This window comes from Acinetobacter sp. L-24 (genome assembly GCF_056857555.1).
The window spans coordinates 37,305-60,731 of sequence record NZ_JBSXNI010000026.1; the positions used below are offsets into that span (position 1 = coordinate 37,305).

General features: G+C 41.0%; 20 protein-coding genes, 2 pseudogenes and 1 riboswitch. Of the genes and pseudogenes, 19 read left to right on the forward strand and 3 right to left on the reverse strand.

The features are described 5' to 3' along the window. Positions 1 to 9: 9 nt before the first annotated feature. A complete protein-coding gene (locus tag AC13CK_RS02465; RefSeq protein WP_004647035.1) occupies positions 10 to 1,119 on the reverse strand; it encodes a muconate/chloromuconate family cycloisomerase in 1,110 nt (369 codons plus the stop codon). A gap of 115 nt (positions 1,120 to 1,234) precedes the next feature. Between AC13CK_RS02465 and AC13CK_RS02470 the strand changes: the two genes are divergently transcribed. The 3 genes from AC13CK_RS02470 (at position 1,235) to AC13CK_RS02480 (ending at position 5,178) form a co-directional block, all read left to right on the forward strand. Then, complete coding sequence (locus AC13CK_RS02470) at positions 1,235 to 2,146, forward strand: LysR family transcriptional regulator (protein WP_005246251.1); 912 nt, start codon at positions 1,235 to 1,237, stop codon at positions 2,144 to 2,146. 230 nt (positions 2,147 to 2,376) lie between these two features. After that, positions 2,377 to 3,750, forward strand: coding sequence for an MFS transporter (locus AC13CK_RS02475; RefSeq protein WP_425878494.1), 1,374 nt, complete (start codon positions 2,377 to 2,379; stop codon positions 3,748 to 3,750). 108 nt (positions 3,751 to 3,858) lie between these two features. Next, entirely contained in the window at positions 3,859 to 5,178 is a 1,320-nt protein-coding gene (locus AC13CK_RS02480; RefSeq protein WP_425878492.1) for a DcaP family trimeric outer membrane transporter, read from the forward strand. Between the two features lie 50 nt (positions 5,179 to 5,228). Here AC13CK_RS02480 and AC13CK_RS02485 read toward each other — a convergent pair whose 3' ends face one another. Continuing rightward, positions 5,229 to 6,650 carry an aminotransferase-like domain-containing protein gene (locus AC13CK_RS02485; RefSeq protein ID WP_425878491.1) on the reverse strand — a complete coding sequence of 474 codons (1,422 nt, stop codon included), beginning with the start codon at positions 6,648 to 6,650 and terminating at the stop codon, positions 5,229 to 5,231. A 378-nt stretch (positions 6,651 to 7,028) separates the two neighbouring features. On the opposite strand from AC13CK_RS02485, the gene AC13CK_RS02490 reads away from it, so the two are divergent. From AC13CK_RS02490 to AC13CK_RS02505, 4 genes are all read left to right on the forward strand, one after another. Next, positions 7,029 to 8,666 (forward strand): long-chain-fatty-acid--CoA ligase, encoded by a 1,638-nt coding sequence (locus AC13CK_RS02490; RefSeq protein WP_425878489.1) that lies wholly within the window; start codon positions 7,029 to 7,031, stop codon positions 8,664 to 8,666. 298 nt (positions 8,667 to 8,964) lie between these two features. Then, a complete protein-coding gene (locus tag AC13CK_RS02495; RefSeq protein ID WP_425878487.1) occupies positions 8,965 to 9,987 on the forward strand; it encodes a flavin reductase family protein in 1,023 nt (340 codons plus the stop codon). Positions 9,988 to 10,029: 42 nt separating this feature from the next. Further along, positions 10,030 to 11,196 carry a fatty acid desaturase family protein gene (locus tag AC13CK_RS02500; RefSeq protein WP_247143741.1) on the forward strand — a complete coding sequence of 389 codons (1,167 nt, stop codon included), beginning with the start codon at positions 10,030 to 10,032 and terminating at the stop codon, positions 11,194 to 11,196. A 261-nt stretch (positions 11,197 to 11,457) separates the two neighbouring features. Beyond that, entirely contained in the window at positions 11,458 to 11,808 is a 351-nt protein-coding gene (locus AC13CK_RS02505) for a hypothetical protein (protein WP_004280391.1), read from the forward strand. Between the two features lie 69 nt (positions 11,809 to 11,877). Here the strand turns inward: AC13CK_RS02505 and AC13CK_RS02510 are convergent, their stop codons facing one another. After that, a complete protein-coding gene (locus tag AC13CK_RS02510; protein WP_278357001.1) occupies positions 11,878 to 12,600 on the reverse strand; it encodes an HAD family hydrolase in 723 nt (240 codons plus the stop codon). A 281-nt stretch (positions 12,601 to 12,881) separates the two neighbouring features. On the opposite strand from AC13CK_RS02510, the gene AC13CK_RS02515 reads away from it, so the two are divergent. The 12 genes and pseudogenes from AC13CK_RS02515 to AC13CK_RS02570 all read left to right on the forward strand — a co-directional run bounded on the left by AC13CK_RS02515 (position 12,882) and on the right by AC13CK_RS02570 (position 23,418). After that, entirely contained in the window at positions 12,882 to 13,775 is an 894-nt protein-coding gene (locus tag AC13CK_RS02515) for a LysR family transcriptional regulator (RefSeq protein ID WP_005100231.1), read from the forward strand. Between the two features lie 205 nt (positions 13,776 to 13,980). Beyond that, a riboswitch (guanidine-I (ykkC/yxkD leader) is annotated at positions 13,981 to 14,095 on the forward strand. 27 nt (positions 14,096 to 14,122) lie between these two features. After that, positions 14,123 to 14,860, forward strand: coding sequence for an urea amidolyase associated protein UAAP1 (locus tag AC13CK_RS02520; protein ID WP_425878484.1), 738 nt, complete (start codon positions 14,123 to 14,125; stop codon positions 14,858 to 14,860). 11 nt (positions 14,861 to 14,871) lie between these two features. After that, positions 14,872 to 15,534, forward strand: coding sequence for an urea amidolyase associated protein UAAP2 (locus AC13CK_RS02525; RefSeq protein ID WP_425878482.1), 663 nt, complete (start codon positions 14,872 to 14,874; stop codon positions 15,532 to 15,534). A 4-nt stretch (positions 15,535 to 15,538) separates the two neighbouring features. Beyond that, positions 15,539 to 19,159, forward strand: coding sequence for an urea carboxylase (gene uca / locus AC13CK_RS02530; protein ID WP_425878480.1), 3,621 nt, complete (start codon positions 15,539 to 15,541; stop codon positions 19,157 to 19,159). A 185-nt stretch (positions 19,160 to 19,344) separates the two neighbouring features. Continuing rightward, the gene (locus AC13CK_RS02535; protein WP_416705597.1) at positions 19,345 to 19,692 is read left to right on the forward strand and encodes a type II toxin-antitoxin system RelE/ParE family toxin; all 348 of its coding nucleotides are present in this window, start codon (positions 19,345 to 19,347) and stop codon (positions 19,690 to 19,692) included. Position 19,693: 1 nt separating this feature from the next. Next, a complete protein-coding gene (locus AC13CK_RS02540) occupies positions 19,694 to 19,996 on the forward strand; it encodes a helix-turn-helix domain-containing protein (RefSeq protein WP_064096734.1) in 303 nt (100 codons plus the stop codon). Positions 19,997 to 20,019: 23 nt separating this feature from the next. Beyond that, a pseudogene (locus AC13CK_RS02545) lies at positions 20,020 to 20,089 on the forward strand (hypothetical protein); the annotation flags it as partial. Positions 20,090 to 20,203: 114 nt separating this feature from the next. Then, on the forward strand, positions 20,204 to 21,547 hold the full coding sequence (locus AC13CK_RS02550) for a hypothetical protein (RefSeq protein WP_416705598.1): 1,344 nt from the start codon (positions 20,204 to 20,206) through the stop codon (positions 21,545 to 21,547). Positions 21,548 to 21,549: 2 nt separating this feature from the next. Beyond that, the gene (locus AC13CK_RS02555; RefSeq protein ID WP_416705599.1) at positions 21,550 to 22,122 is read left to right on the forward strand and encodes a hypothetical protein; all 573 of its coding nucleotides are present in this window, start codon (positions 21,550 to 21,552) and stop codon (positions 22,120 to 22,122) included. 37 nt (positions 22,123 to 22,159) lie between these two features. Next, positions 22,160 to 22,339 (forward strand): annotated as a pseudogene (locus tag AC13CK_RS02560) (type II toxin-antitoxin system RelE family toxin); the annotation flags it as partial. 511 nt (positions 22,340 to 22,850) lie between these two features. Continuing rightward, positions 22,851 to 22,982 (forward strand): hypothetical protein, encoded by a 132-nt coding sequence (locus AC13CK_RS02565; RefSeq protein WP_004647016.1) that lies wholly within the window; start codon positions 22,851 to 22,853, stop codon positions 22,980 to 22,982. Beyond that, on the forward strand, positions 22,975 to 23,418 hold the full coding sequence (locus tag AC13CK_RS02570; RefSeq protein WP_004280384.1) for a CopG family ribbon-helix-helix protein: 444 nt from the start codon (positions 22,975 to 22,977) through the stop codon (positions 23,416 to 23,418). The genes AC13CK_RS02565 and AC13CK_RS02570 overlap by 8 nt, the downstream gene beginning before the upstream one ends. Positions 23,419 to 23,427 lie beyond the last annotated feature (9 nt).

A 23,427-nucleotide genomic window follows, 5' to 3' on the forward strand; every position in this document is an offset into this window, starting at 1 on the left:
TTCTCCTAATTACTGACGACGCAAGTTGTCAATCTTGTTTTCATCCAACTCAATCCCCAGACCTGGTCCTTTCGGAATCTCAAGTTCAAAGTTTTGATAGTTGAGTGGGGTTTTCAAAATATCTTCAGTCAGCAGTAGAGGACCAAACAGCTCGGTACCAAATGCCAGACTTTCAAAAGTAGAGAACACATGTGCCGAAGCAATCGTGCCCACTGGGCCTTCAAGCATGGTGCCGCCATACAGGTCAATACCTGCAAGTTTGGCAATCTTGCCTACTTCGCAACCTTCAATCAGGCCACCCGACTGGGCAACTTTGACTGCAAATACAGAAGAACCGTTTTGTTTGGCAATCTCATACGCTGAGTGCGGGCCCATTAACGATTCGTCTGCCATGATGGCAACATCAAAACGTCGGGTCAGACGGCGCATAGCGTCCAGGTTATCAATTGCACATGGCTGTTCGATCAGATCAACACCGCCATCTTGCAATAACTGGATGCCTTTAATCGCTTCCAGTTCTGACCAGGCACGGTTCACATCGACACGGATCGAAACGTCTTTGCCTAAGGCTTTCTTAATTGCCAGCACATGTTCAACATCTTCTTCTACCGGACGAGAACCGATTTTCAGTTTGAAAATGTTGTGGCGTTTTGCCGCAACCATTTTCTCTGCTTCAGCAATATCTTTTTCGGTATTGCCAGAAGCCAATACCCAAAGAACTGGAATACTGTCACGTAAGCGGCCACCGAGGACTTCACTTAATGGCAAACCTAAACGTTGTGCCTGAATGTCTAAAAGTGCAGTCTGAATCGCACATTTGGCAAAACGGTTACCATTAATATTCTTTTTAATTGCTTGTAATGTCTGTGCAACATTTAAACCGGATAATGTTTTTAAAAGAGGCGCAAAATAAGTTTCAATATTTACTTTTACGCTTTCCGGGCTTTCATCACCATAACCTAAGCCACCGATAGTTGTTGCTTCACCCCAACCGATGTAACCATCTTCAGTGGTGATTTTGACCAATACCAGGGTCTGGGTTTGCATCGTCGCCACTGCCATCTTGTGAGGGCGAATGGTTGGAATTTCTACCAGCAAGGTTTCAACTGACTTATACATAATACGGGTTCACATTCTTGCTTTAATGCTTTGACTTGATATACCTTAAAAGAATAATGTTGATTGGTCTAAGATCGATTTAGCATCTTTTTATACTTTAAAGGTATTTAGAGCCATGGAACTCAGACATTTGCGTTACTTCGTTGCCGTCGTCGAAGAACAAAGTTTTACCAAAGCGGCAGAAAAACTGTTTATTGCTCAGCCACCTTTAAGCAGACAGATACAAAATCTGGAACAGGAACTGGATATTCAGCTCTTTGAAAGAGGGAGTAGACCGCTTAAGACCACAGAAGCAGGTCAATTCTTCTATCAGCATGCGGTTAAACTTTTGTCTAATGCGGAAGAAATCAAATCGATGACCAAGCGGATTGGTATCGCGGATCGCACCATTAGCATTGGTTTTGTCGGCTCTTTATTGTTCGGCTTGCTGTCGCGTATTGTGTTTCTATTTAAGCAGCAACATCCCCAGCTCAAAATTGAGATGGTTGAAATGAATACCTATGAGCAGATTCAGGCGCTGAAAGAGGGAAGAATTGATGTCGGTTTCGGCCGTTTAAGAATCTCGGATCCTGCGATAAAACGGGTGTTATTGCGTGAAGAACGCCTAGTGGTGGCAGCTCATTCAAGTCATGTACTGGCTCATCGTGAAAATATACATTTATCTGAACTGGTCGATCAGCATCTGTTCTTATATCCGAATACTGGAAAGGCAAATTTCTCTACCCAGGTTCGTGGCATATTTTCTGAGTATGGTCTTGAACCGAAAAATATCCGGATTGTCCGTGAGTTACAGCTGGCACTGGGCTTTGTCGCTGCCGGAGAAGGCGTCTGCATCGTACCGGAAAGCGCACAAAACATTAAATTAGCCCATCTCAACTTTGTACCTCTAGCAGATGCTTTTGCAGTGAGTCCTGTGTTTATGGCGATGCGCAATATGGATGAAAGCGAATACATTCGTTACCTGTTTGATGCTGTGTATCAAGTTTATGATCTTGAAGCGCTAAAATACGATCGATCGGTATTTTAATCGCTAAAAATCGTGTGAATGATATAGCACCAAAAATCGATGAGGACGCGATAAAAACAAGCTGTTTTTAAAAACATCATGATTGAATAATATATTTATTAATTAATTGAATAGTTTAATTTGACCCAGACCTTATAGGTATAAAGCCATGCCTATTCAGTTTTAGACATTTTTTCCTATTTTCTGCATTGTGAGCAGCATAAGTTGAACTTCACAATTAGGAGGTGGAGATGTCTACAAATAAAGTGAATATAAATACGCTGATTGATGAAGCGAAATTCACACCCTTTCATTGGGGTGTTTTGATCTGGTGTTTGCTGATCATTATCTTTGACGGTTATGACCTGGTCATCTATGGGGTGGCGTTGCCGTTACTGATGCAGGAATGGTCGCTAAGTGCGGTACAAGCGGGCATGCTGGCCAGTACTGCCTTATTCGGAATGATGTTTGGTGCCATGAGTTTCGGTACTTTATCCGATAAACTCGGCCGTAAAAAAACCATCATGATCTGTGTGGCTATTTTTAGTGGGTTTACCTTTATCGGTGCCTTTGCCACATCACCAGTCGAATTCGGAATTTTACGTTTCCTGGCTGGCCTTGGAATTGGCGGTGTCATGCCTAACGTCGTGGCATTGATGACCGAATATGCGCCTAAACGTATCCGCAGTACGCTGGTTGCCCTGATGTTTAGTGGTTATGCCATTGGCGGGATGACTTCTGCGCTACTCGGTGCATGGTTGGTGCCACAATTTGGTTGGAAAATCATGTTCCTGCTTGCAGGCGTTCCATTGCTCATCTTGCCGATTCTATGGAAATATCTGCCAGAATCCCTGATGTACCTGACCAACAAACAACAGACGGCCAAAGCACACGATATTATTCAAAAAATCTCTCCGACACAGGTCATCACCAGTGACACCCAGTTTGTACTGAATGAAATACAAAAAGGGGATGAGGCACCATTAAAAGCACTCTTTCAACAAGGCCGTAGCTTCAGTACCTTTATGTTCTGGCTGGCATTCTTTATGTGCCTGTTGATGGTCTACGCCTTGGGTAGCTGGTTGCCAAAACTGATGATTCAGGCAGGTTACTCGCTGGGTGCAAGTATGATCTTCCTGTTCGCCCTGAATATTGGTGGAATGGTGGGTGCCATTGGTGGTGGATATCTCGCAGATAAATTCCATATCAAAAAAGTGCTGACTATCATGTTCTTATGTGGTGCCATTGCGTTGATTCTGCTTGGTTTTAACAGTCCACAATTCGTTCTGTATACCTTGATTGCTGTAGCAGGCGCTGCAACGATTGGCTCACAAATTCTGCTCTATACCTTCGTGGCGCAGTATTATCCATCGACAGTACGTTCTACCGGTATGGGCTGGGCATCAGGTATTGGACGTATTGGTGCAATTGTTGGGCCGGTACTCACTGGTGCTTTATTAACCATGAATTTACCGCATCAAATGAACTTCTTTGCAATTGCGATTCCTGGCGTAATCGCTGCGCTGGCAATTTTCCTGGTGAACTTAAAAACTTCCGTAGATGGCCAAGCCCTTGCAATACCTGATGTGAAGCCGAATCCAGTGGCAAAAGAAGCGACACATTAAGTTAGATTTCAATCAATAAAGATAATATTCCCAATGATATAGATCGCCATCGTAACGGGTGGTGATCTGTTGCTAGAATCAAAACGCATAATAAAAAGCGAGTTTAGGATGAACACGACACAATTATTTAATCAAACAACAATCACATTCAAGCGCACAGTTCTGATGAGCATGATGGCAATGAGTTTAGGGGGCATCAGCTTATCGACTCAAGCACAAACCTCAGCTCAGTCGAATCAGCAGGAAATTGAACAACTGCGCCAAGAAGTTCAGGCTCTACGCGCACTGGTTGAGCAACAGCAAAGACAAACGGCTGTGGTCACTGCACATGTTGCAGCAACACCTGCTCCAGCAAGCAAACCTGTCATGAAAATTGCCAGTGGTGCCGAATTTAATCTTTATGGAAATATTCGTGCCGATGCCTCTTATCAGGCTGAAGGTGGTTCAGCAGCACGTATGTATAACCAGATTAATGCTGTACCTTTAGAAGGTGTCGGTGAGCGTAGTGATGAATTTAAATCTACTCTGGCTGCAACCCGTTTAGGCATGGATTTTAAAGCACCAGTCGGTGCTGGAGATAAAGCTTTAAGCGGTAAAGTTGAAGTGGATTTTCTGGGCGGCGCAAGCTTTGATAACTTGCGTATCCGTCATGCTTATATCAGCTATGCCAACTGGTTGATCGGTCAAACCTGGTCGAACTTTGCAGTGCCAGATTATATTCCGGAAACTGTAGATGCATTGGTTTATGCTGGCGGTTCAATTAAACGGACGCCACAAGTTCGTTATACCAGCACCATCAGTCCTGAAACCAATCTGGTATTTGCAGTAGAAGATCCTAAAGATGCAACCATTACTGGTATTAAACAACGTCTACCTGCTTTAACGGCACGTTTAAATCATAAATTTGCTGATAATCTTACAGTCAGTGCCCGTGCGATGGGGAATGAAAAGCGTGTCAATGAAGATGAAAAAACCGCATGGGGTGTAGGGCTTGGTGCCAAGTATGATGTTGTGCCGGGTACAACGCTCAAAGCTGACTATTACCATGTCAAAGGCGATAGCAGCTTTGTATCTTATGCAAATACGGGTGTGATTACCGCTGCAAATGGCGATTTATTACAAAGTGAATTTGATTCAATTTCAGTCGGCTTAACTCAGCAGTTTAATGATAAATTGCGCGGCACATTGGGTTATGGCTATATGAATTTTGATGAAGATCAAGCTTATATCAATGCAGTCACTGACAAGACCAAAGCCAATAAAGACTTATGGCAAGCGTGGGCCAACGTGTTCTATAGCCCAACCAAGCCTTTAAGTTTCGGTCTGGAATATGTTTATGGTGAACGTGAGGCATTAGGTGCAGCCACGAATGGCAGCACTAAGGGTGAAGACAACCGTATTAATGCGGTTGCTATTTACAACTTCTAAGACTTCTTTCAATGAGAGAGAGTCTGAGCTGTAACAGAAGCGTGGATGAATTAATCCGCGCTTTTGCTCTTTTGAAGAATGGTTTCTGTCAGCAGATTGACTGCATCTTCAACCTTGGCTGTCCATTCAAACGAACAATTCAGGCGAATATAATGTTGGCTGGCAGGCTCAGGCTTAAACAGCAGTGCAGGGGCAATTGAAATATGCTGTTGAAGTAATTGTTCATAGAGCTGTTGGGCATCGACTTCTTTAGGCAACTCAATCCAGAGAAAATAACCACTGGAATAATAGTAAATTTCACAGAGGGTGCCTAAACGTGCTTTAAGTTCCTGATAAAATTTCTTTTTATATTTTCCCAGATGCTGCCTTAAATGCCGCAAATGTTTTTCATAATAATGATGTGAAATAAATTCGACCAGCGCATTTTGAAGTAAGGGACTGACCGTTAAAGTACTCATGAGCTGTAAGTGCTGAATGGCATCGGAAAATGGGCCGGCATACACCCAGCCGACGCGTGCACCCATCCCCAGAGTTTTGGAAAAAGAAGAACAGTGCAGCACCATCTGATGCTGATCAAAATATTTAACGGGTAGCGGTTTGGATGAACCATAATTTAATTCCTGATAAACATCATCTTCGATTAAATACACCTGATATTCATACAAGAGTTCCGCAATTCTCTGTTTGATTTCAGAACTGACGGTAAAACCAATCGGATTATGGACATTCAGCATCAGCCAGCACACCTTGATCGGATACTGTTTTAAAGCCTGTTCAAATGATTCGAGATCGAAGCCAAACTGTGGATGTTCCGGAATCGTAATCACCTGTAATCCCAAACGCTCGGCTGCCTGCCAAGCGCCATAAAATATGGTTTTCTGCAACAGAATAAAATCACCGGGTTGAGTTAAGGCCTGTAAAGACAGATTCAGTGCTTCTAGTGCACCAGATGTAATGACAATGTCATCTTGATTGCAGGTAACTCCTTGTAATTGATAACGGTTAGCAATCAGTTGCCGCAAGTTCTGATTGCCGGGCGGCATATGATTCTGGTTGTTATAACTGCTTTTTCTTTTGGCCTGCTGCGCCAGAATCTGCATAAATTTGGCGTTATATAACAGCTCTGCATTGGGAAAGGCAGAACCAAAAGGCACAATTTCGGCTGACTGAGTCGATTTTAAATAATTAAATACCACCGAGTTGATTTGAATTTTAGGATTTAAACCAATCTGTACGAACTGTTTGCTATTGAGCAGTGCTTGAGTGTGTTCTGCAACGTAATAGCCCGATTTGTCTTTGGCATAGACTAGACCTTGTGCTTCAAGTTCCTGATAAGCATTGAGTACCGTCATCAGGCTATAACCAGATAATTGGGTCTGTTCGCGAAGTGAAGGCAATTTTTCATGTGCCTTCCATACGCCATTTTCAATCATCTGACGGATATTCTGTGCCAGTTTTTCAGACTTATACATACACTTTCTTGAACTATAACTGTTCTAATTATTTTGATTTATAGCATATTTTAAGATGCTTAATATAACAAAAGGGAGGACTAGGCTTATTGTCATTCTATTTTTAAGCTTGAGTCTTGATACACGACAATTAAAGTGAAAATCAGGTCTCAAATTTTCTGTGTAAATTTTATCTCTACATAAATTGTATTCCCATTTTTATACGCCTCAGTCACTTGGCTTAATTTGTCACAATTCGATACTTACAAAGTTAGATTTCCTTGCTAAATTCGATCCACATGATGATAAAAAGTAAGTTACGGTTTCAGATCGAGCCATCATGCAACTATAACAACGATACGCAAATACGGACCAATAACAAGCACAAAGGAGTGGAGAATGCTCGGAAATATGATGTTTCAGCCTTTACTGATCAGCAGCATGATTGAACATGCAGGACGCTATCATGCCGATACCGAGGTAATTTCCAAAAATACCGATACCACTATTACAGTGACCAATTGGGGAGAAATTCATCAAAACTCGAAACGTTTTGCCAATGCATTACAACAACTCGGCTTGGCGCAGGGAGATCGGGTCGCGACTATTGCCTGGAATAATCATCGCCATTTAGAGTCCTGGTATGCCATTTCTGGCAGCGGCCTGGTCTGTCATACGATTAACCCGCGCTTATTTCCGGAACAGCTCATTTTTATTATCAATGATGCTGCGGATCGCGTGGTGCTGTTTGATAAAACATTTGTCCCTTTAATTAAAGCCGTGAAAGCGCTGTTGACCTCGGTCGAGCATTTTATCTGTCTGGATGCGGCTGATCCGGCAGTTAGAGAAGCGATTCCAGAAGTTCAGTTTTACGATGATCTGATTGCCGGCCAAAATGCAGATTTTGAGTGGCCAATAATTGATGAAAACTCAGCAAGCTCTCTGTGTTATACCTCGGGAACCACGGGCAATCCCAAAGGTGTGCTGTTTAGCCATCGCTCTACGGTATTACATAGCTATGCCATCATTTTACCTGACTCCTTAAATGTCTCGGCTGCCGATATTATGTTGCCTGTGGTGCCTATGTTCCATGTAAATGCGTGGGGCACACCGTATGCTGCTGCGATGGTCGGATGCACCTTGGTTCTTCCTGGACCGGGTCTGGATGGCGCCAGTCTGGTCAACCTGATTGATACTTATCAGGTTTCGGTAGCACTTGGCGTACCGACCATCTGGCAAGGTTTGATTGCCGCCGCAAACCAGTCAGGCTCCAAACTGGAAAGCCTAAAACGAAATGTAGTGGGTGGATCGGCATGCCCACCGGCGATGCTAAGAGCTTTCAAAGAACAGTTTAATTGTGAAACGATCCATGCCTGGGGCATGACGGAAATCAGCCCACTGGGTACAGCGAATCAACTCAAGACCAAACATTTGCATCTGTCTGATGAAGAAAAATTACAGATTCGTCTATCCCAAGGTCGTCCACCATTCGGGGTTGACCTACGTTTGACTGATGCAGAAAAAGGGATGCATGAAATTGAACGTGATGGACAGACCACAGGAAATTTACAGGTCAAAGGGCATTGGGTCATCAGCCATTATTTCGGCAAGGAAGAGTCTGCACTGACTGATGATGGCTGGTTTGATACCGGCGATATTGCTACGCTGGATCAGGATGGCTTTATGAAACTCAGTGATCGTTCTAAAGATCTAATCAAGTCTGGCGGAGAATGGATTTCATCGGTGGAGCTGGAAAATATTGCCATGGGACATCCGGAAATTGCGATGGCTGCCGTGATTGCCGCCCAGCATCCTAAATGGGATGAGCGCCCGGTATTGATTGCCATTAAAAAGCCGGACAGCCAGCTAAGTGAAACTGATCTGCTGGATTATTATGCGGACAAGGTAGCCAAATGGCAGATTCCAGACCGAGTCGTATTTGTTGATGCGATTCCACTCAGTGGTACTGGTAAAATGCTGAAAAAAGATCTGCGTGAATTATATGGGACTATTCTTTTGGAGCAGGCAGCAGGTTAAAGCGTCATTTAATCTAAAAATCCCAACATGAAGTCAAAAAACTGATCTCGAATAGAGGTCAGTTTTTTTATGTATAGGCTAAGCAGCGTTGTCAGTTTAAAAATGCTTTTTCTCAATCCATATCGCCTTGATTGCTACTTTTAGACGATATTGTCCGACAAAAATTCATATTATATGGCTTAGGCACATAATTTGACCTGTATTGACATGGTCTCAATATGAGAATTCTTTATCCTGAGCAATATAATAATTAGACAGTTGTACATTAATGAAACTGTCTGCGGATAAGGGGATAAAAATGACAAGCATGCCAACCTATCAGCCGCATTGGATCCGAGAAGATTTCATTGATTTTATTGGTGAAAAAATCCATCCAACTTGGGCAATCAAAAAAGTTAAGGCTGCCGTTATGGGCATTCAAGCCATCAGCCCTGACTTTTTCAAGATTCACTTACGTCCAAATCATAATTTTAAAGCCAAGTCATTTCAGGCCGGCCAGAATATTGCAGTGACTGTCGGACTGGATGGCGTACGTCATCAGCGACATTATTCTGTGGTGACGGTATTGAAAAATGGTGATCTGATCATTGCGGTTAAACAGCAGGGCAAAGTGTCACGTGCCTTAAGCCTGATGCAAATTGGTGCCGTGATCGAAATATCACAGCCGCAAGGCGAGTTCACATTGCAAAAATCCACGCAGCCGATTTTATTCCTGGCTTCAGGCAGTGGGATTACGGCCATTTATTCCTTGCTGCAAAAAGCAGTGATCCAGTCTCTGGAACAGATCGACCTGATTTATTTCACTCGAGATGATGCCTTTCATGCTGAACTGAAAACCTTGGCTCTCATGCATCCAAACTTGAAATATCACCATTTCAATACCGTGGAACACCAGCAGCATCTGACGCAGAGCTTATTGCAAAAGCTGGTGCCAGACTTTGCAGAACGAAAAATTTACGCCTGTGGCTCAGCCGGGATGATGAAGGCTGCACTGAAAATCGTCGATAAACTAGAATTGAAATCCAATTTTCATTCGGAATATTTCCAGATTGTGGTCGATGAAAAAATTAAAGCACAGCCGGTACAGTTTTTAAGATCGCAGCAAGAGTTTCAGGCGCAGTCCAACTTACTGGAAAGTGCCGAAAAGTCGGGCTTGCGACCAGCGCATGGCTGCCGGATGGGCATCTGCAACACCTGTTCCTGTACCAAGGTCAGTGGTTCGGTACGGAATGTCCTGACCGGTGAAATTGATCATGGCAATAATACCCAGATCAAACTGTGCATTTCTCAGGCAGTGAGTCCTGTGGTGATTAATTTATAAACCATTGATAAGCCATTAATTAAACTATAAGAAGGTGCTCCCATGAATATGCAAATTGATTTTAAACGACATAGCAAAAGCCAATTTCTCAGTCCGGAACAGATTGAGGAATTCGGTGCCAAAGTCGATGCAATCCGCCGCGAGGTCATGGATGATCTGGGGGAAAAAGACGCCGAATATATTTATAAAATCCGCAACTTTGTCCGCTATAGCGAAATTGCCTCACGTGGCATGCTGATGTTTGCCGGCTGGTTGCCACCGGTATGGCTGGCGGGGACAGGTCTGCTCGGTCTTTCCAAAATCGTGGAAAATATGGAACTCGGTCACAATGTCATGCATGGCCAGTTCGACTGGATGAACGATCCGAGTCTGAACGGTGTGACGTATGACTGGGATACGATTTCAACTGGCGATGACTGGAAATACACGCACAACTATATTCATCATACTTATACCAATATTGTGGGGATGGATCATGATGTGGGTTATGGGCTAATTCGAGTTAGTGAATCGCAAAAATGGGAACCACGCTTTCTGTTCAATATTCCATTGGGCATTCAGTTAATGGTGTTTTTCGAATGGTATGTTGGCCTGCAACGCCTGCATTTGGAAGACGTGATTGCTTATAAAACCAAGACCTGGAAAGAAGTTTGGGAAGAAGCAGCACCTTTGCGCCAAAAAATGCGCCGTCAGGTGTTAAAAGATTATGTATTTTTCCCGATCATTGCCGGGCCAAATGCCATTCCGGTATTTACCGGAAATGCGGTGGCCAATGTGATTCGCAGTCTATGGGCTTCTGCCGTCATTTTTAACGGTCATTTCACTGAAGATGCTGAAACCTTTGAAATGGATAATACCGACGATGAAACCCGTGCCGAGTGGTATCTGCGCCAGATTCGTGGTTCGAGCAATTTTAGCGGGACGACCTGGCTGCATATTTTGAGTGGTAATTTGAGCCATCAAATTGAGCATCACCTGTTTCCGGATATGCCGGCCAATCGCTATGCGCAGGTTGCGCCAAAAGTTAAAGCGCTCTGTGAAGAATATGGCATTCATTATAACGAAGCGAGTTTCATCAAGCAGTTTTCTACCGTTTGGGTAGGTCTCGCTAAATGTTCTCTACCGAATCACTGGACTGAGCAGGTGGTTGAAAAAACCCATGCTGCCAAATCTGTATTCAACTACTTTAAAGCGAAACTATTGTCATAATTTTTAAGCTTTACTTATTTTACCGTTTTGGTACTCCTCAATAGATTTGGATGGTCTATTGAGGAATTTTTTTTTGACCTTTATCAGATTCAATATCATTAAAATCCTCCTGTTTATGAATAAAATATGGATACAGATTTCAAAAAATGACGAAAGCAAAACAGATCCAGTACTGCTGAAACGCTTTGCCTACAACAACCTGCTTCAGCCCTAAGGGCTTCTCTCTATAATGGCCGCGTCGTTACACTTAAGGTCTCAGTTTTGAAACATCTTAAATATTTTTCAGCAATTCCATTATTAGTACTTTTAACTGCTTGTAACACCACTGAAGCACCCGCACCAGATTATCAGGGCAACTGGAAAAACACCGTGGAAAATCCAAAACTTGAAAATATTCTGGTTATTTCAAAAAATGGTGAAAATTATCTGATTACCAATACGATCAAAGATAAGGAAACCGGTAAAACCGAGAAAAAGAATCCAATGCCCGCTGCAGTGAACGAAAATGGCATGCTTCAGTTGAACGCAGGTGCAGGTATGGTCGATTTTGCAATCGATGAGAAAACCGGAAATCTGGTTGGTTCAGGCTCAATCTATAAAAAAGCCAAATAGTCAGCAAGATTTTTAAGCCACAAATAGTATTCAAGATGTCATGAACAAGGATGCTTCATGGCATCTTTTTTAGTGGATGTTGTTATTGAATGAACTTAATAATTCAGCAAAATTTTCGACATAATAATTTGCTTTGGCTTTGATCAAATCTATTTCATGAGCGGAGTGCTGGTCATACATTGCCACTACCTCGATGCCCGCATGATTGGCTGCTTCTACACCGACTAGAGAGTCTTCAATAATTAGACATTCCTCAGGTCGAAGGTTAAAGGCTTGCAAAACATTCAGATAAACTTCGGGATGAGGTTTAATGTTCTGGACATTTTCACGGGTGAGAATCAAGGAAAAGTCCTCATCAAAGCTGATTTTAGAATTAATATTTCGATTGTTATCCTGATAGCGCTGTACATTGAATAAACTGGTGGTGGTGGTCAAAGCCAGTGATATCTGTTGCTGTTTTAAAGCTTGAATCAGAAGGTCTGCCTGAGGTTTCAATTCGACGATATGATCCAGAAAATGTCGGGAAATTGTATAACGACGATTTTTTACTTCTTCTTTAGCTGGTTCAAAACCGTATTGTTCTTTTAAAAATTCACAATATTCCAAATAAGGATCTGACCTATGTTTCAAAGCGGTAAGTTGAAGATCGCGTTGTTGCTGAATCTCATGTAAATCGACTTTTCTGTTGGAGAGCTCATCAATCAGGGCTGCATCGACCTGATTCCAAATGCCTACGGAATCAATTAACGTACCATCCAGATCAAAACAGACCAGCTTTTTACCCTGAAACATATAAGATTTCTCTGTATTTTTACCATTTATTCGGTGGGGCTGAGTATATCGCATACGATTTAAATGTTTAACTGACCTGAGCAAACCGGGCTGGAAATTTTACGCTAAGGGACTTTTTAATGGATTTATTCAACTGTTAAAAGTATTTATTTACGGAAAATTACAGCGAGTTTAATCCTGAAAATAGTTGCGAAGTGTTATATTTTAATCTGACCCTCAATAGACTTATGCGGATGAAAGACCTGTCCGAATGATGAGAAAGTTAAAGGAAATGTATTTCTGTGTTTGAACTTGACTGTAAATTGCTCAGTATTTTTTATTATGTCTATAAATTTAAAAACGTATCTCAGGCAGCCGATCATTTAGATATGAGCCAGCCAGCGGTGAGCAATCTGCTGAATAAAATTCGCCAGCATTATGGTGATCCTTTATTTTTACGTATTGGCAATGAGATGCTACCTACGGATCTGTCCAAACAGCTCTTTCCCTTGGTCAGCGAAGCACTGAGCAAAGTTGAAGCAATCAATAATTTTACGATCAATTTTGATCAGGTCACTTCACAGCAGCGCTTTACACTGGCGATGACCGATGTATCGCATCTGGTGTTATTGCCAAAAATTTCCCAGTATCTGAAGCAGCATGCATCCCATATCCGTCTGAATGTGCGTCCGATTACATCGGAAACCAGTTATCAAATGGCCAATGGTGAGATTGATCTGGCTTTGGGCTTCTTGCCAAATCTGGAGAATGGCTTTTATCAGCAGAAACTGTTTGAACAATATTATGTGGTGATCGCGGCGAAAGACCATCCGCGGCTCACGGATGACAGCATCACGACCGAAGAGTATTTACATGAAACCCATATCGATATTGATGCCGGGATGGGGCATTACCATATTGAAAATGAATTGCTGAATCTGGAACTTAAGCGTGACATTCTAATGCGTCTGCCAAGTTATCTGGGAGTCGGACTGGTAGTACAAGAAACCGATGCAATTGCGACTGTACCTTATTATTTGAGCGAAGTATTACTATCGCGTGGCAATCTCAAGATTTTTAATGCACCAATTGCGTTCCCGACCTATTCTGTGAAGCAGTACTGGCATATGTCTTGTCATCATAAAACCAGCCATCAATGGCTACGTAATATGCTGCATGAGATTTTAAGTAAATAAGCTTGCAGCATAGAAGGCTTGATTTAATCTTCATCTCTAGATTTTAAACTCCCGGTTCAAGCCGGGATTTTTTTATTTTGGTACATCTTGATGCCTTTTTCAGAGCCTTGCACCTGAAGTGATCATTTCTAGCTCAAAAAAAAGTATTACGAATATAAAAAATAGTATTACCAGTTTGGCACGTCCTTTGCATTTATTTAAGCATCATAAAGTGATCTAGGGTTCCGGCAGTTATTTTTTTAAAGACTGCGTCTGAGACCGAGAGTTCACGGCTTAAGTTTCAAGCTCGAGCTACACGGAGGGATAAAAGCCCGGGAGGTAAACCGTACAAGATTGGGATGGATGCAATGAGCACAATAATTTATCACGAAGATCAAGTCCTGTGGACTGAACGTTTACCGGGTGGACACCACTGTTCAGCACGCATTCAGCGTGGCGCAGTTTTACAACTCAAATCTTTAGGCGCAAATGCCAATGTTTCACTGTTTTGTGTGAATAGCGAAGACAAGCTTGAAGCCTATAACATGCCAGACAGCTTAAAAGGTCAACACAGCGCATTTTTAAGTACAGGGCACATTTTAGCGTCGGATTTAGGGCGCGCGATGGTATCCATTGTGAAAGATGATCATGGTTGGAATGATGCCTTTTGTGCGCCAAGTACAGCACAGCAAATCGAACAACAGTTTGGCACTCAAACTTTCCAAGATGCGCGTAATGACATGTACCGCAATGGTAAAGACAGCCTACTTTTAGAGATGACCAAGTTTTGTTTATCTGCAACTGATCTTAGCAATAGCTTAAACCTCTTCTCAAAAGTACAACCGGATGACAACGGCAACTTATCGTATGTTGCATCTGACAATACTGATCAAGTAATTGAATTGCGTTTTGAAATGGACTGCTTGGTGTTTTTATCGAGTGCGCCACATGCTTTAGACAATTCGACTGAATATGCACCTGCCGATATTCAATTATCTTTATTTAAGGCTTTGCCTTTAGGCGACACCGATGTCTGCCGTGATTCATGCCCGCAAAATCAGCGTGCATTCCAAAATAATAACCGCTACTACGCTTTAACTGCTTAAGGGGAATGATCATGACTGCACTCGTAAACCCAACACAAAATCATGAAAAATCAGTACTGAGCGAAGTATGTCCTGCCGGCGAAGCGTGGATGTGCGAAGTCAAAAAAGGCCAGTACTTCCGTATTGTCGACCTTGAAGGCAACCAGGCGGTTGATACTTTATTTATTTCCGCACATAACCCTGAAGAGCGTTATAGCGCAACCGATACTTTGGCGATGAACCGTCAAATTTATCTCGAAAAAGGCACAACTTTATATACTAACTTTGGCAATAAAATCGCCACCATTAATGATGACAATTGCGGTCGCCATGACACTTTAGGCGGTGCATGTTCATGTGAAAGTAATACGGTCCGTTATGCCCATGACAAATACCCAATGCACAGTTGCCGTAACAATTTCATGATTGCGTTGTCACAACATCCCATTGCCAAAAAGCATGGTTTAAACGTGCGCCACATTGGACCAAACATTAACTTCTTTATGAATGTTCCCGTCACTTCAGAGGGTCACTTAAAATTTGATGATGGTATTTCTGCACCAGGTAAATATGTCGAAGTGAAAGCCGAGATGGATTTGATTGTGTTGATCTCAAACTGCCCACAACTAAATAACCCATGTAATGCCTATAACCCAACAAAAATTCAACTGATTGTCCGTGAAGGCGAGGTATAAGACTATGACTTTAAAATATGGGTTTAATAAAGTTCTCATCGCCAACCGTGGTGCAATTGCTTGTCGTGTCATCCGTACCCTTAAAAAATTAGGCATCCAATCGGTTGCGGTGTATTCGGAAGCAGATCGTGATTCCTTGCATGTGACTTTAGCTGATGAAGCGGTCTTTATTGGTGATGCACCTGCAAGCCAAAGCTATCTGAATGTCGATAAAATCTTAGAAGTGGCCAAACATACCGGTGCGCAAGCGATTCATCCGGGCTATGGATTCCTGTCTGAAAATGCCGAATTCTGTAATCTCTGTGAAGCACAAGGCATTGTGTTCTTGGGCCCAAATGCCGAGCAAATGAAAGCATTTGGTCTGAAACATACTGCACGTGAATTGGCGATTCAAGCCAATGTACCGTTATTGCCAGGTAGCCAATTATTGGCTGATGAAGCTGAAGCCCTGCTTGAGGCTGAGCGTATTGGCTATCCTGTGATGCTGAAAAGTACCGCAGGTGGTGGTGGTATTGGCATGCGTTTGGTGTGGAATGCGGAGGAGCTGAAAGAAGCTTATGCAACCGTGTCTTATTTAGCGCAAGCCAACTTTAAAGATGCAGGCCTTTACTTAGAAAAATTCGTACAAAATGCTCGTCATATCGAAGTGCAAATCTTTGGTGATGGCAACGGTTTAGTTCTAGCACTGGGCGAGCGTGATTGTTCGGTGCAACGTCGTAACCAAAAAGTGATTGAGGAAACACCTGCGCCACACATTACAGATGAACAACGTGCCTATATTCAAAATGTCGCGATTCAATTGATGCAATCGGTGAATTACCGCTCGGCAGGTACAGTTGAATTTGTGATGGATACCGACACCCAAGAATTCTACTTTTTGGAAGTGAATACCCGTCTACAAGTGGAACATGGCGTTACTGAACAAGTCTTTGGTGTCGATCTTGTGGAATGGATGGTGACTTTAGGCAGTCGCGATTGGGTTGCACCTACATCAACACTTGAGTCTCAAGGTCATTCGATTCAAGTGCGTCTTTATGCCGAAGATCCAATCAAAAACTTCCAACCAAGTGCAGGACTTTTGACGCATGTTGAGTTCGATGCCAACGCGCGTAATGAAACTTGGGTAGAAACAGGTTCAAACGTCTCATCTTTTTATGATCCAATGATTGCCAAAATTATTGTGACTGCGGATGATCGTGATTCTGCAATTCAAGCCATGACAGTTACGCTCGCTAAAACCCAAGTGGCGGGCATTGAAACCAACCTTGAATATCTACAAAACATTATCGACTGCAATGTCTTTAAAGCCGGTACGCAAACCACACGTTTTTTAAATACCTTTGAGTGGAAAACTCAAAAAATTGAAGTGCTACAAGCGGGCATTCAAACCGCCGTGCAAGATGTGACAGGACGTTTAGGTTACTGGGATGTTGGTGTTCCGCCATCAGGTGCGATTGATCCGCTGTCTTTGAATGTCGCAAACCAATTGTTGGGCAATGCACCGAATACCGCAGGGCTAGAATGTACACTCCAAGGACCAAGTTTAAAATTCCATTGCGATAGCCAAATTGTCTTGGCAGGTGGCGATATGCCATCGACGTTGGATGGTGTTGCTGTCCCAATGTGGCAAACTGTGAATGTGCGTAAAGGTCAGACGCTGAAATGTGGCAAGATCGCCACAGGTTGCCGTACTTATATCGGGATTAAAGGTGGTCTGAATGTGCCTGAATATTTAGGCTCACAAGCGACTTTTACCTTGGGTCAGTTTGGCGGTCATGCGGGGCGTAATTTACTGATTGGCGATATGCTTCCAATCACGGCATTTACATCTGATGACGTGAAAGCCTTAATAGAAGATCAAATCCCAACATTTTCCAATTCTTGGGAAATTGCGGTGATGTACGGTCCACATGGTGCGCCTGATTTCTTTACCAAAAACGACATTGATACCTTCTTTGCCAACGAGTTTGAAATTCACTTCAACTCTAGCCGTACCGGAATTCGTTTGATTGGTCCAAAACCAGAATGGGCTCGTCAGGACGGTGGCGAAGCGGGTCTGCATCCATCCAATATTCACGACAATGCTTATGCGATTGGTGCCATCGACTTTACTGGGGATATGCCAATTATCTTAGGTCCAGATGGCCCAAGCCTCGGTGGTTTCGTGTGTCCTGCGGTGGTGATCAATTCTGAGCTTTGGAAACTCGGTCAGCTCAAAGCCGGCGATAAAGTCAAATTTGTACCTCTCAGCTATCATCAAGCGAAATTGCTGAACGAAAAATATCATGCACAATTAACTGCCCAAGATACGCAAGCGGTGACTTTTGATGAAGCATTTTATCCTGAAATCAGTACGCTGAAATCTGCCATTTTAGATACCTTAAAAGGTCAAAATGGTACGCCTGATGTGGTGTATCGTCCTGCCGGTAACAACTATATGTTGGTGGAATATGGCGAGTTAGTTTTAGATTTAAACCTACGTTTCCGTATTCATGCGCTGATGCAATGGGTGAAAGATCAAAATATTCAAGGCATTATTGACCTGACACCGGGCATTCGTTCACTGCAAATTCACTTTGATTCGACCCAGCTCGATCAGATTGATTTACTGCGTATGCTTCAAGTCGCTGAAGAGCAACTGCCTGATGTCACCGAGATGCAAGTGCCATCACGTACCGTGTATTTACCACTGGCTTGGGAAGATTCACAAACGCAATTGGCTACTGAACGCTATATGCAAACCGTACGTCCAGATGCGCCGTGGTGTCCGGACAATATCGAATTTATCCGTCGTATTAACGGCTTAAAAGACAAACAAGCTGTGAAAGATGTAGTGTATAACGCAAGTTATCTGGTCATGGGCTTGGGCGATGTGTACTTGGGTGCGCCTGTGGCAACGCCACTTGATCCGCGTCAGCGTTTGGTCACCACAAAATATAATCCTGCACGCACTTGGACGCCTGAGAATGCCGTGGGTATTGGCGGTGCGTATATGTGTGTCTACGGGATGGAGGGTCCAGGGGGTTATCAGTTTGTCGGTCGTACTTCGCAAATGTGGTCACGCTACCGTAAAAACCCTGACTTTGAACAAGGTATGCCGTGGTTACTGCGCTTCTTTGACCAAATTAAGTTTTATGAAGTGTCTGAAGCGGAACTCATGCAAATGCGTGAGGACTTTAAAGCAGGTCGTTTAAAACTACGTATTGAAGAAGGTGTATTGAACCTCAAAGAATACAACGACTTCTTAACTGAAAACCAAGAATCTATTTCGGCATTTAAAGCGGTGCAACAAGCCAACTTTGATGCAGAGCGCCGTCGCTGGCATGAAGCAGGTCTTGCGGAATATGTCTCTGAAAGTCTAGATGCTGTGGATGATGGCGAAGGTGTTGAAGTGCCTGAAGGTGGTTGTGCGGTGGAATCACATATGCCGGGTTCAATTTGGAAAATTGAATGTCAGTCGGGGGATATTGTGGAAGAAGGTGCAACACTTGCGGTGATTGAAGCGATGAAGATTGAGATTCCAATTATTGCGCCTGAGCGTATGCGTGTCGATGCGATTACCATTGAAAAAGGGCAGACGGTGAAAACGGGGCAGGTGTTGTTTACATTAGCGCCAGTGGCTTAAAGAATCCTCCCTAACCCTCCTTTTGCAAAGGAGGGAATTTCCCCTCTTTATTCTTGCGCTATATATAGCTCCGGGTTAGGGGAAATTTAAAGCAAAAAGACCGTCCCTAAGGGCGGTTTTTCATTTGCAATTTAGATTACAGTCTATTATGATATAGCTTATAGTCTATATGAAAAGTTTGGGATATGTGGACGGTTATTACCACCGATGTATTTAACCAATGGCTTGAACAGCAAGATGAATCGACACAAGAAAAAGTGTTAGCTGCTTTGGTTGTGTTGCAATCACAAGGCCCAAGTTTAGGTAGGCCCTTAGTGGATACGGTATATGATTCTAAATATACCAATATGAAAGAGCTACGTGTGCAACACCGTGGTAAACCGATTCGGGCATTCTTTGCTTTTGATCCACTTCGACAAGCGATTGTTTTATGTATTGGTGATAAAAGCGGTAAAAAGCGTTTCTATACAGAAATACTCACGATTGCCGATGAGCAATATACTTTGCATTTAAAGAGTTTAGGAGATTCTTGATATGGCTAAAACATTACAAGAACTTTTGGCAAGTCGTTCAACCGAGAGCCAAGCACGTATTCAAAAAATGGCAGAAGAGCTATTGCTTGAGCAACATTTACATATGATTCGTGAAGAGCTTGAGATTTCCCAAAAAGAACTGGCTGAAACTCTAGGCATTAAACAACCATCTTTATCTGCAATTGAAAATCGTGGTAATGATTTAAAAATTTCAACTATGAAAAAATATGTTGAAGCGATGGGTGGAAAGTTACGTATAGATGTAGAACTACCAACAGGTAAGCATATTGGGTTTAATGTATAACCTCTCGTACCTGAGCGTATGTGATTACCATTGAAAAAGGGCAAACGGTCAGAACGGGGCAGGTTGTTGTTTACTTTGGCGCCAGTGGCTTGATGCAAAATGAATAAAAAAGACCGTCCGTGAGGACGGTTTTTTGTTTTTTAGTAGTGACTTATGTATAAACTATGTGAGAAAATGTAAAAATTAAGAAAAATATGTGCCACCATTGTGATTGAACAGCTTTTAAATATTGAAAATCAAATCAATAGATTTATTCATTTATTAGAATCTAATAATTATATAAATAGTGAAAATTCATTGTTATTTGAAAATTATAATAATCTAAATAAAGAATTTATTCTTTTTATAAAGGATATTCATAAAATTATTAATGAAATTGAAATATTTTTTAATAAAAAAAGAAATGAAATAGTTGATTTTGATATAGATAAATCTATAGGTTATTGTCATGATTTAAGTGAAAAGATTAATTATATTGAAAGGGATTATAAAAATTTTAAAGTTTTAGATGAGATTGAGAAAGTTACTTTATCAAATAATATTCTTAGAAAAGTTAAATATCTTAGAAAAAGTTTTAATTCTTACTATCGATCTACACTTGGAATCCAAAGTAATAATAAGAAAGTTTTTATTGAAATCGAAGATATTAAAAAAACAATAGAGAAAAGATATGAAAATGAGTTGTTTGTTTTTAAAAATAAAATAAATGAGCTAACAGAGTTAAATTATAATAAATTAAATGAATTATCTAAAAATTTAGATAACACATTAAAAGAATTTAATATAAAAAATGATCAACATTTATCTTTAAATAAGAAGAAATTAGATGAAATTTTAAATTCCCATCAAAATGAAAATAGTATACTGACTCAAGAAATAGCAGAACAAAAAATTGGTATGAGAAATGCTTTTGTTGAATTTATGAGTGAAGCTGAGCAAATTAGAGAAGATTACATACTGAAATTTAGTAAATACTTTAGCGAAATTCAAGAAGGTTGGGAAAAAATACAGCAGATAAAAACCGAGAATGTATATTTAAATGCGTACAAAAAAAACAATATTCGAGCAAGATCGAATGAAAAAAAGTTTATTCAAACTTTATATTTAAGTTTATTTATATCATTAATTTTAATTGCATCTTTTATTTTTGAAAAAATCGATTTCCAAGTATTTTTAACACTAAAGATCATGGTTTTCATTTTTTTTGGTATTTTAGTTACATATTATCTTAAACTAGCATCGCACTATCGTCGGCTTGCTGATCAAGCAGAACAAACACATTTAGAACTCTTAGCTTTTCCACAATATGTTGCCAGTCTTGACCCACAAAAAACAAATGAAATTAAAGAGCAATTGGCTCTAAAATATTTTGGTAAGGAATTAGACTCTACGGGCTATCAAAAGATGGGGGATGCTGTGCAAGAGCAATTAAAGACTAGTGTTGAATTGGTAAAAGCAGTTTCAGTGATTAATAGTCATAATAAGATATCAGATAACATAGAAGATAAAAAATCAGAAGATAATAAACTAAAGTTTAATAAGGCTGGATAATTATGTTTACGCTTGAATCAATGAAAATATCTTTGTATTTTTTAGTGATCTCCTCTTTTATTTATATTTTAGTTGATAATAATAAATTTTGGATTTTTTTATTTTCTCATAAAATAAGTGGTTTTTATAACTTGGATGAGGAAAATTTTAATTTAAAAATAATAGATAAAGATTTAGCCTTAAAAACTATGGATGTAAATGAGGATTTTGTAAATTACGTTTTTGGAAAAAGTAATATTAAGGAGGCTTTTATTTTGTATTTTATTTGCAGGGATTATTTGGTTTTTATTGATAATAAGATAGTCATAAAATTAGAAGCAGGTAAAAAAATAAAAAAATATGAGAATCTAAATTCTCCTATACTAACTGTATCCGAATCATCAAAGGTTTCATATTTTTTATGCTCTTTGGTTGCTATGATTATACTTTTCTTATCGCATAAATATTTTAAGGGTGATCTAGATGCCTTAATTTTATCATCTTGTTTTAGTATTATTCTTTTATACTTAGGTGTAGCTAAATTAATTGAAAGTAAACTATATGAGCTTGCAAATAAATTTACTGAACTAGATTGAAAATACGATTTATTCTTAGAATCATTATATTCATTAGCTCGAAACGATTTTAGACAATCCCAAAATCCCGAAAAACAAACTGAGTGGCTCAGTTGACTTATATAAAGTCAAACTTAGATCGGCAGGCTATCGCTTGGCCTATCAAGTGATTGATGCCAAAATTGTGTTATTAGTGCTAGACGTAGACCGTAGAGATACCATTTATAAAAAGATGTGAAAATTTTTTCTGGAAGTGCTTGCCATTGCTAAAATATCTTTCAGCCGCACTTTGATGCACACACGAACCTCAATGGTGCAAAATGGCCTATTTTTTAGGCATAATTAAAAAATAAATCATTCTTGTTTTTCCTCTTTTTACGTATGTAATTAATTTCCCACGCATTCTGCTTAAATCTATTCTATTTTTATATTGTGGCATGCTTTATGCTTTTATTTATATACAACTATAAATAGAGGAGAACAAAACACTTGATCACTCATTACAAACATCGGTTAACCATTCATGTATAAAAAGAATAGCAAGGACATGAGCATCAAAATGGAATAACTGATGAAAAACTCCACTTACTTTTGCTTTAGAACAAGCCCCATCTCACTATTATGGGGCTTTTTTTCGCCTTTTTACCCAATTTTATTTATCACCTTCCAATAAGCACAAACTGGCACGCTTTCTGCATTTTCCTAAGTAATACGAAATTCTGGTTTTGTAATATCCACAGGAGATGCACATGAACAATCCGACATCAAATAAAAAAATGCATCCATGGCTTCACTTTCTGGTTGAGCTGCTCAGCGTACGCGCAGGCTTTCACATTAAACAGTCTTCCCAATACCAACCCAAGGATCAACATCGTGCCTAAACAAAAATTGGCACGGATCAGTATTACCGTGCCAGAAACCACGCTACATGCGATGGATCAAAAAATTGTCGAGCAGCACTATGAAAGCCGTTCACAGGCCATTGTCGACATGATTAACCGCCACCTGATTGATGATCTGGTGATCCGAGATGAAGTTATGGTTGGTACGCTTACCTTGCTCTATGACGTTAGCCTGAAACCGCTGCGCAGTCAGCTGGTCGATCTGCAGCAGCAGTATTTGGCGCAAGTGATCAACTCACTTCATATCCAGCTGGATGATGAAAAAATCCTGCAAGTCATGCTGATGCAGGGCGCGAGCAGTGATCTGAAAGAAATTAGCGAACAATTTATTGCACTGAAAGGCGTGATTAAAGGCCATCTCGAACTGATGGATGCCGTCATGCCACCTATTCCACAAAATACCGAACACACTTAAGGAGAACAG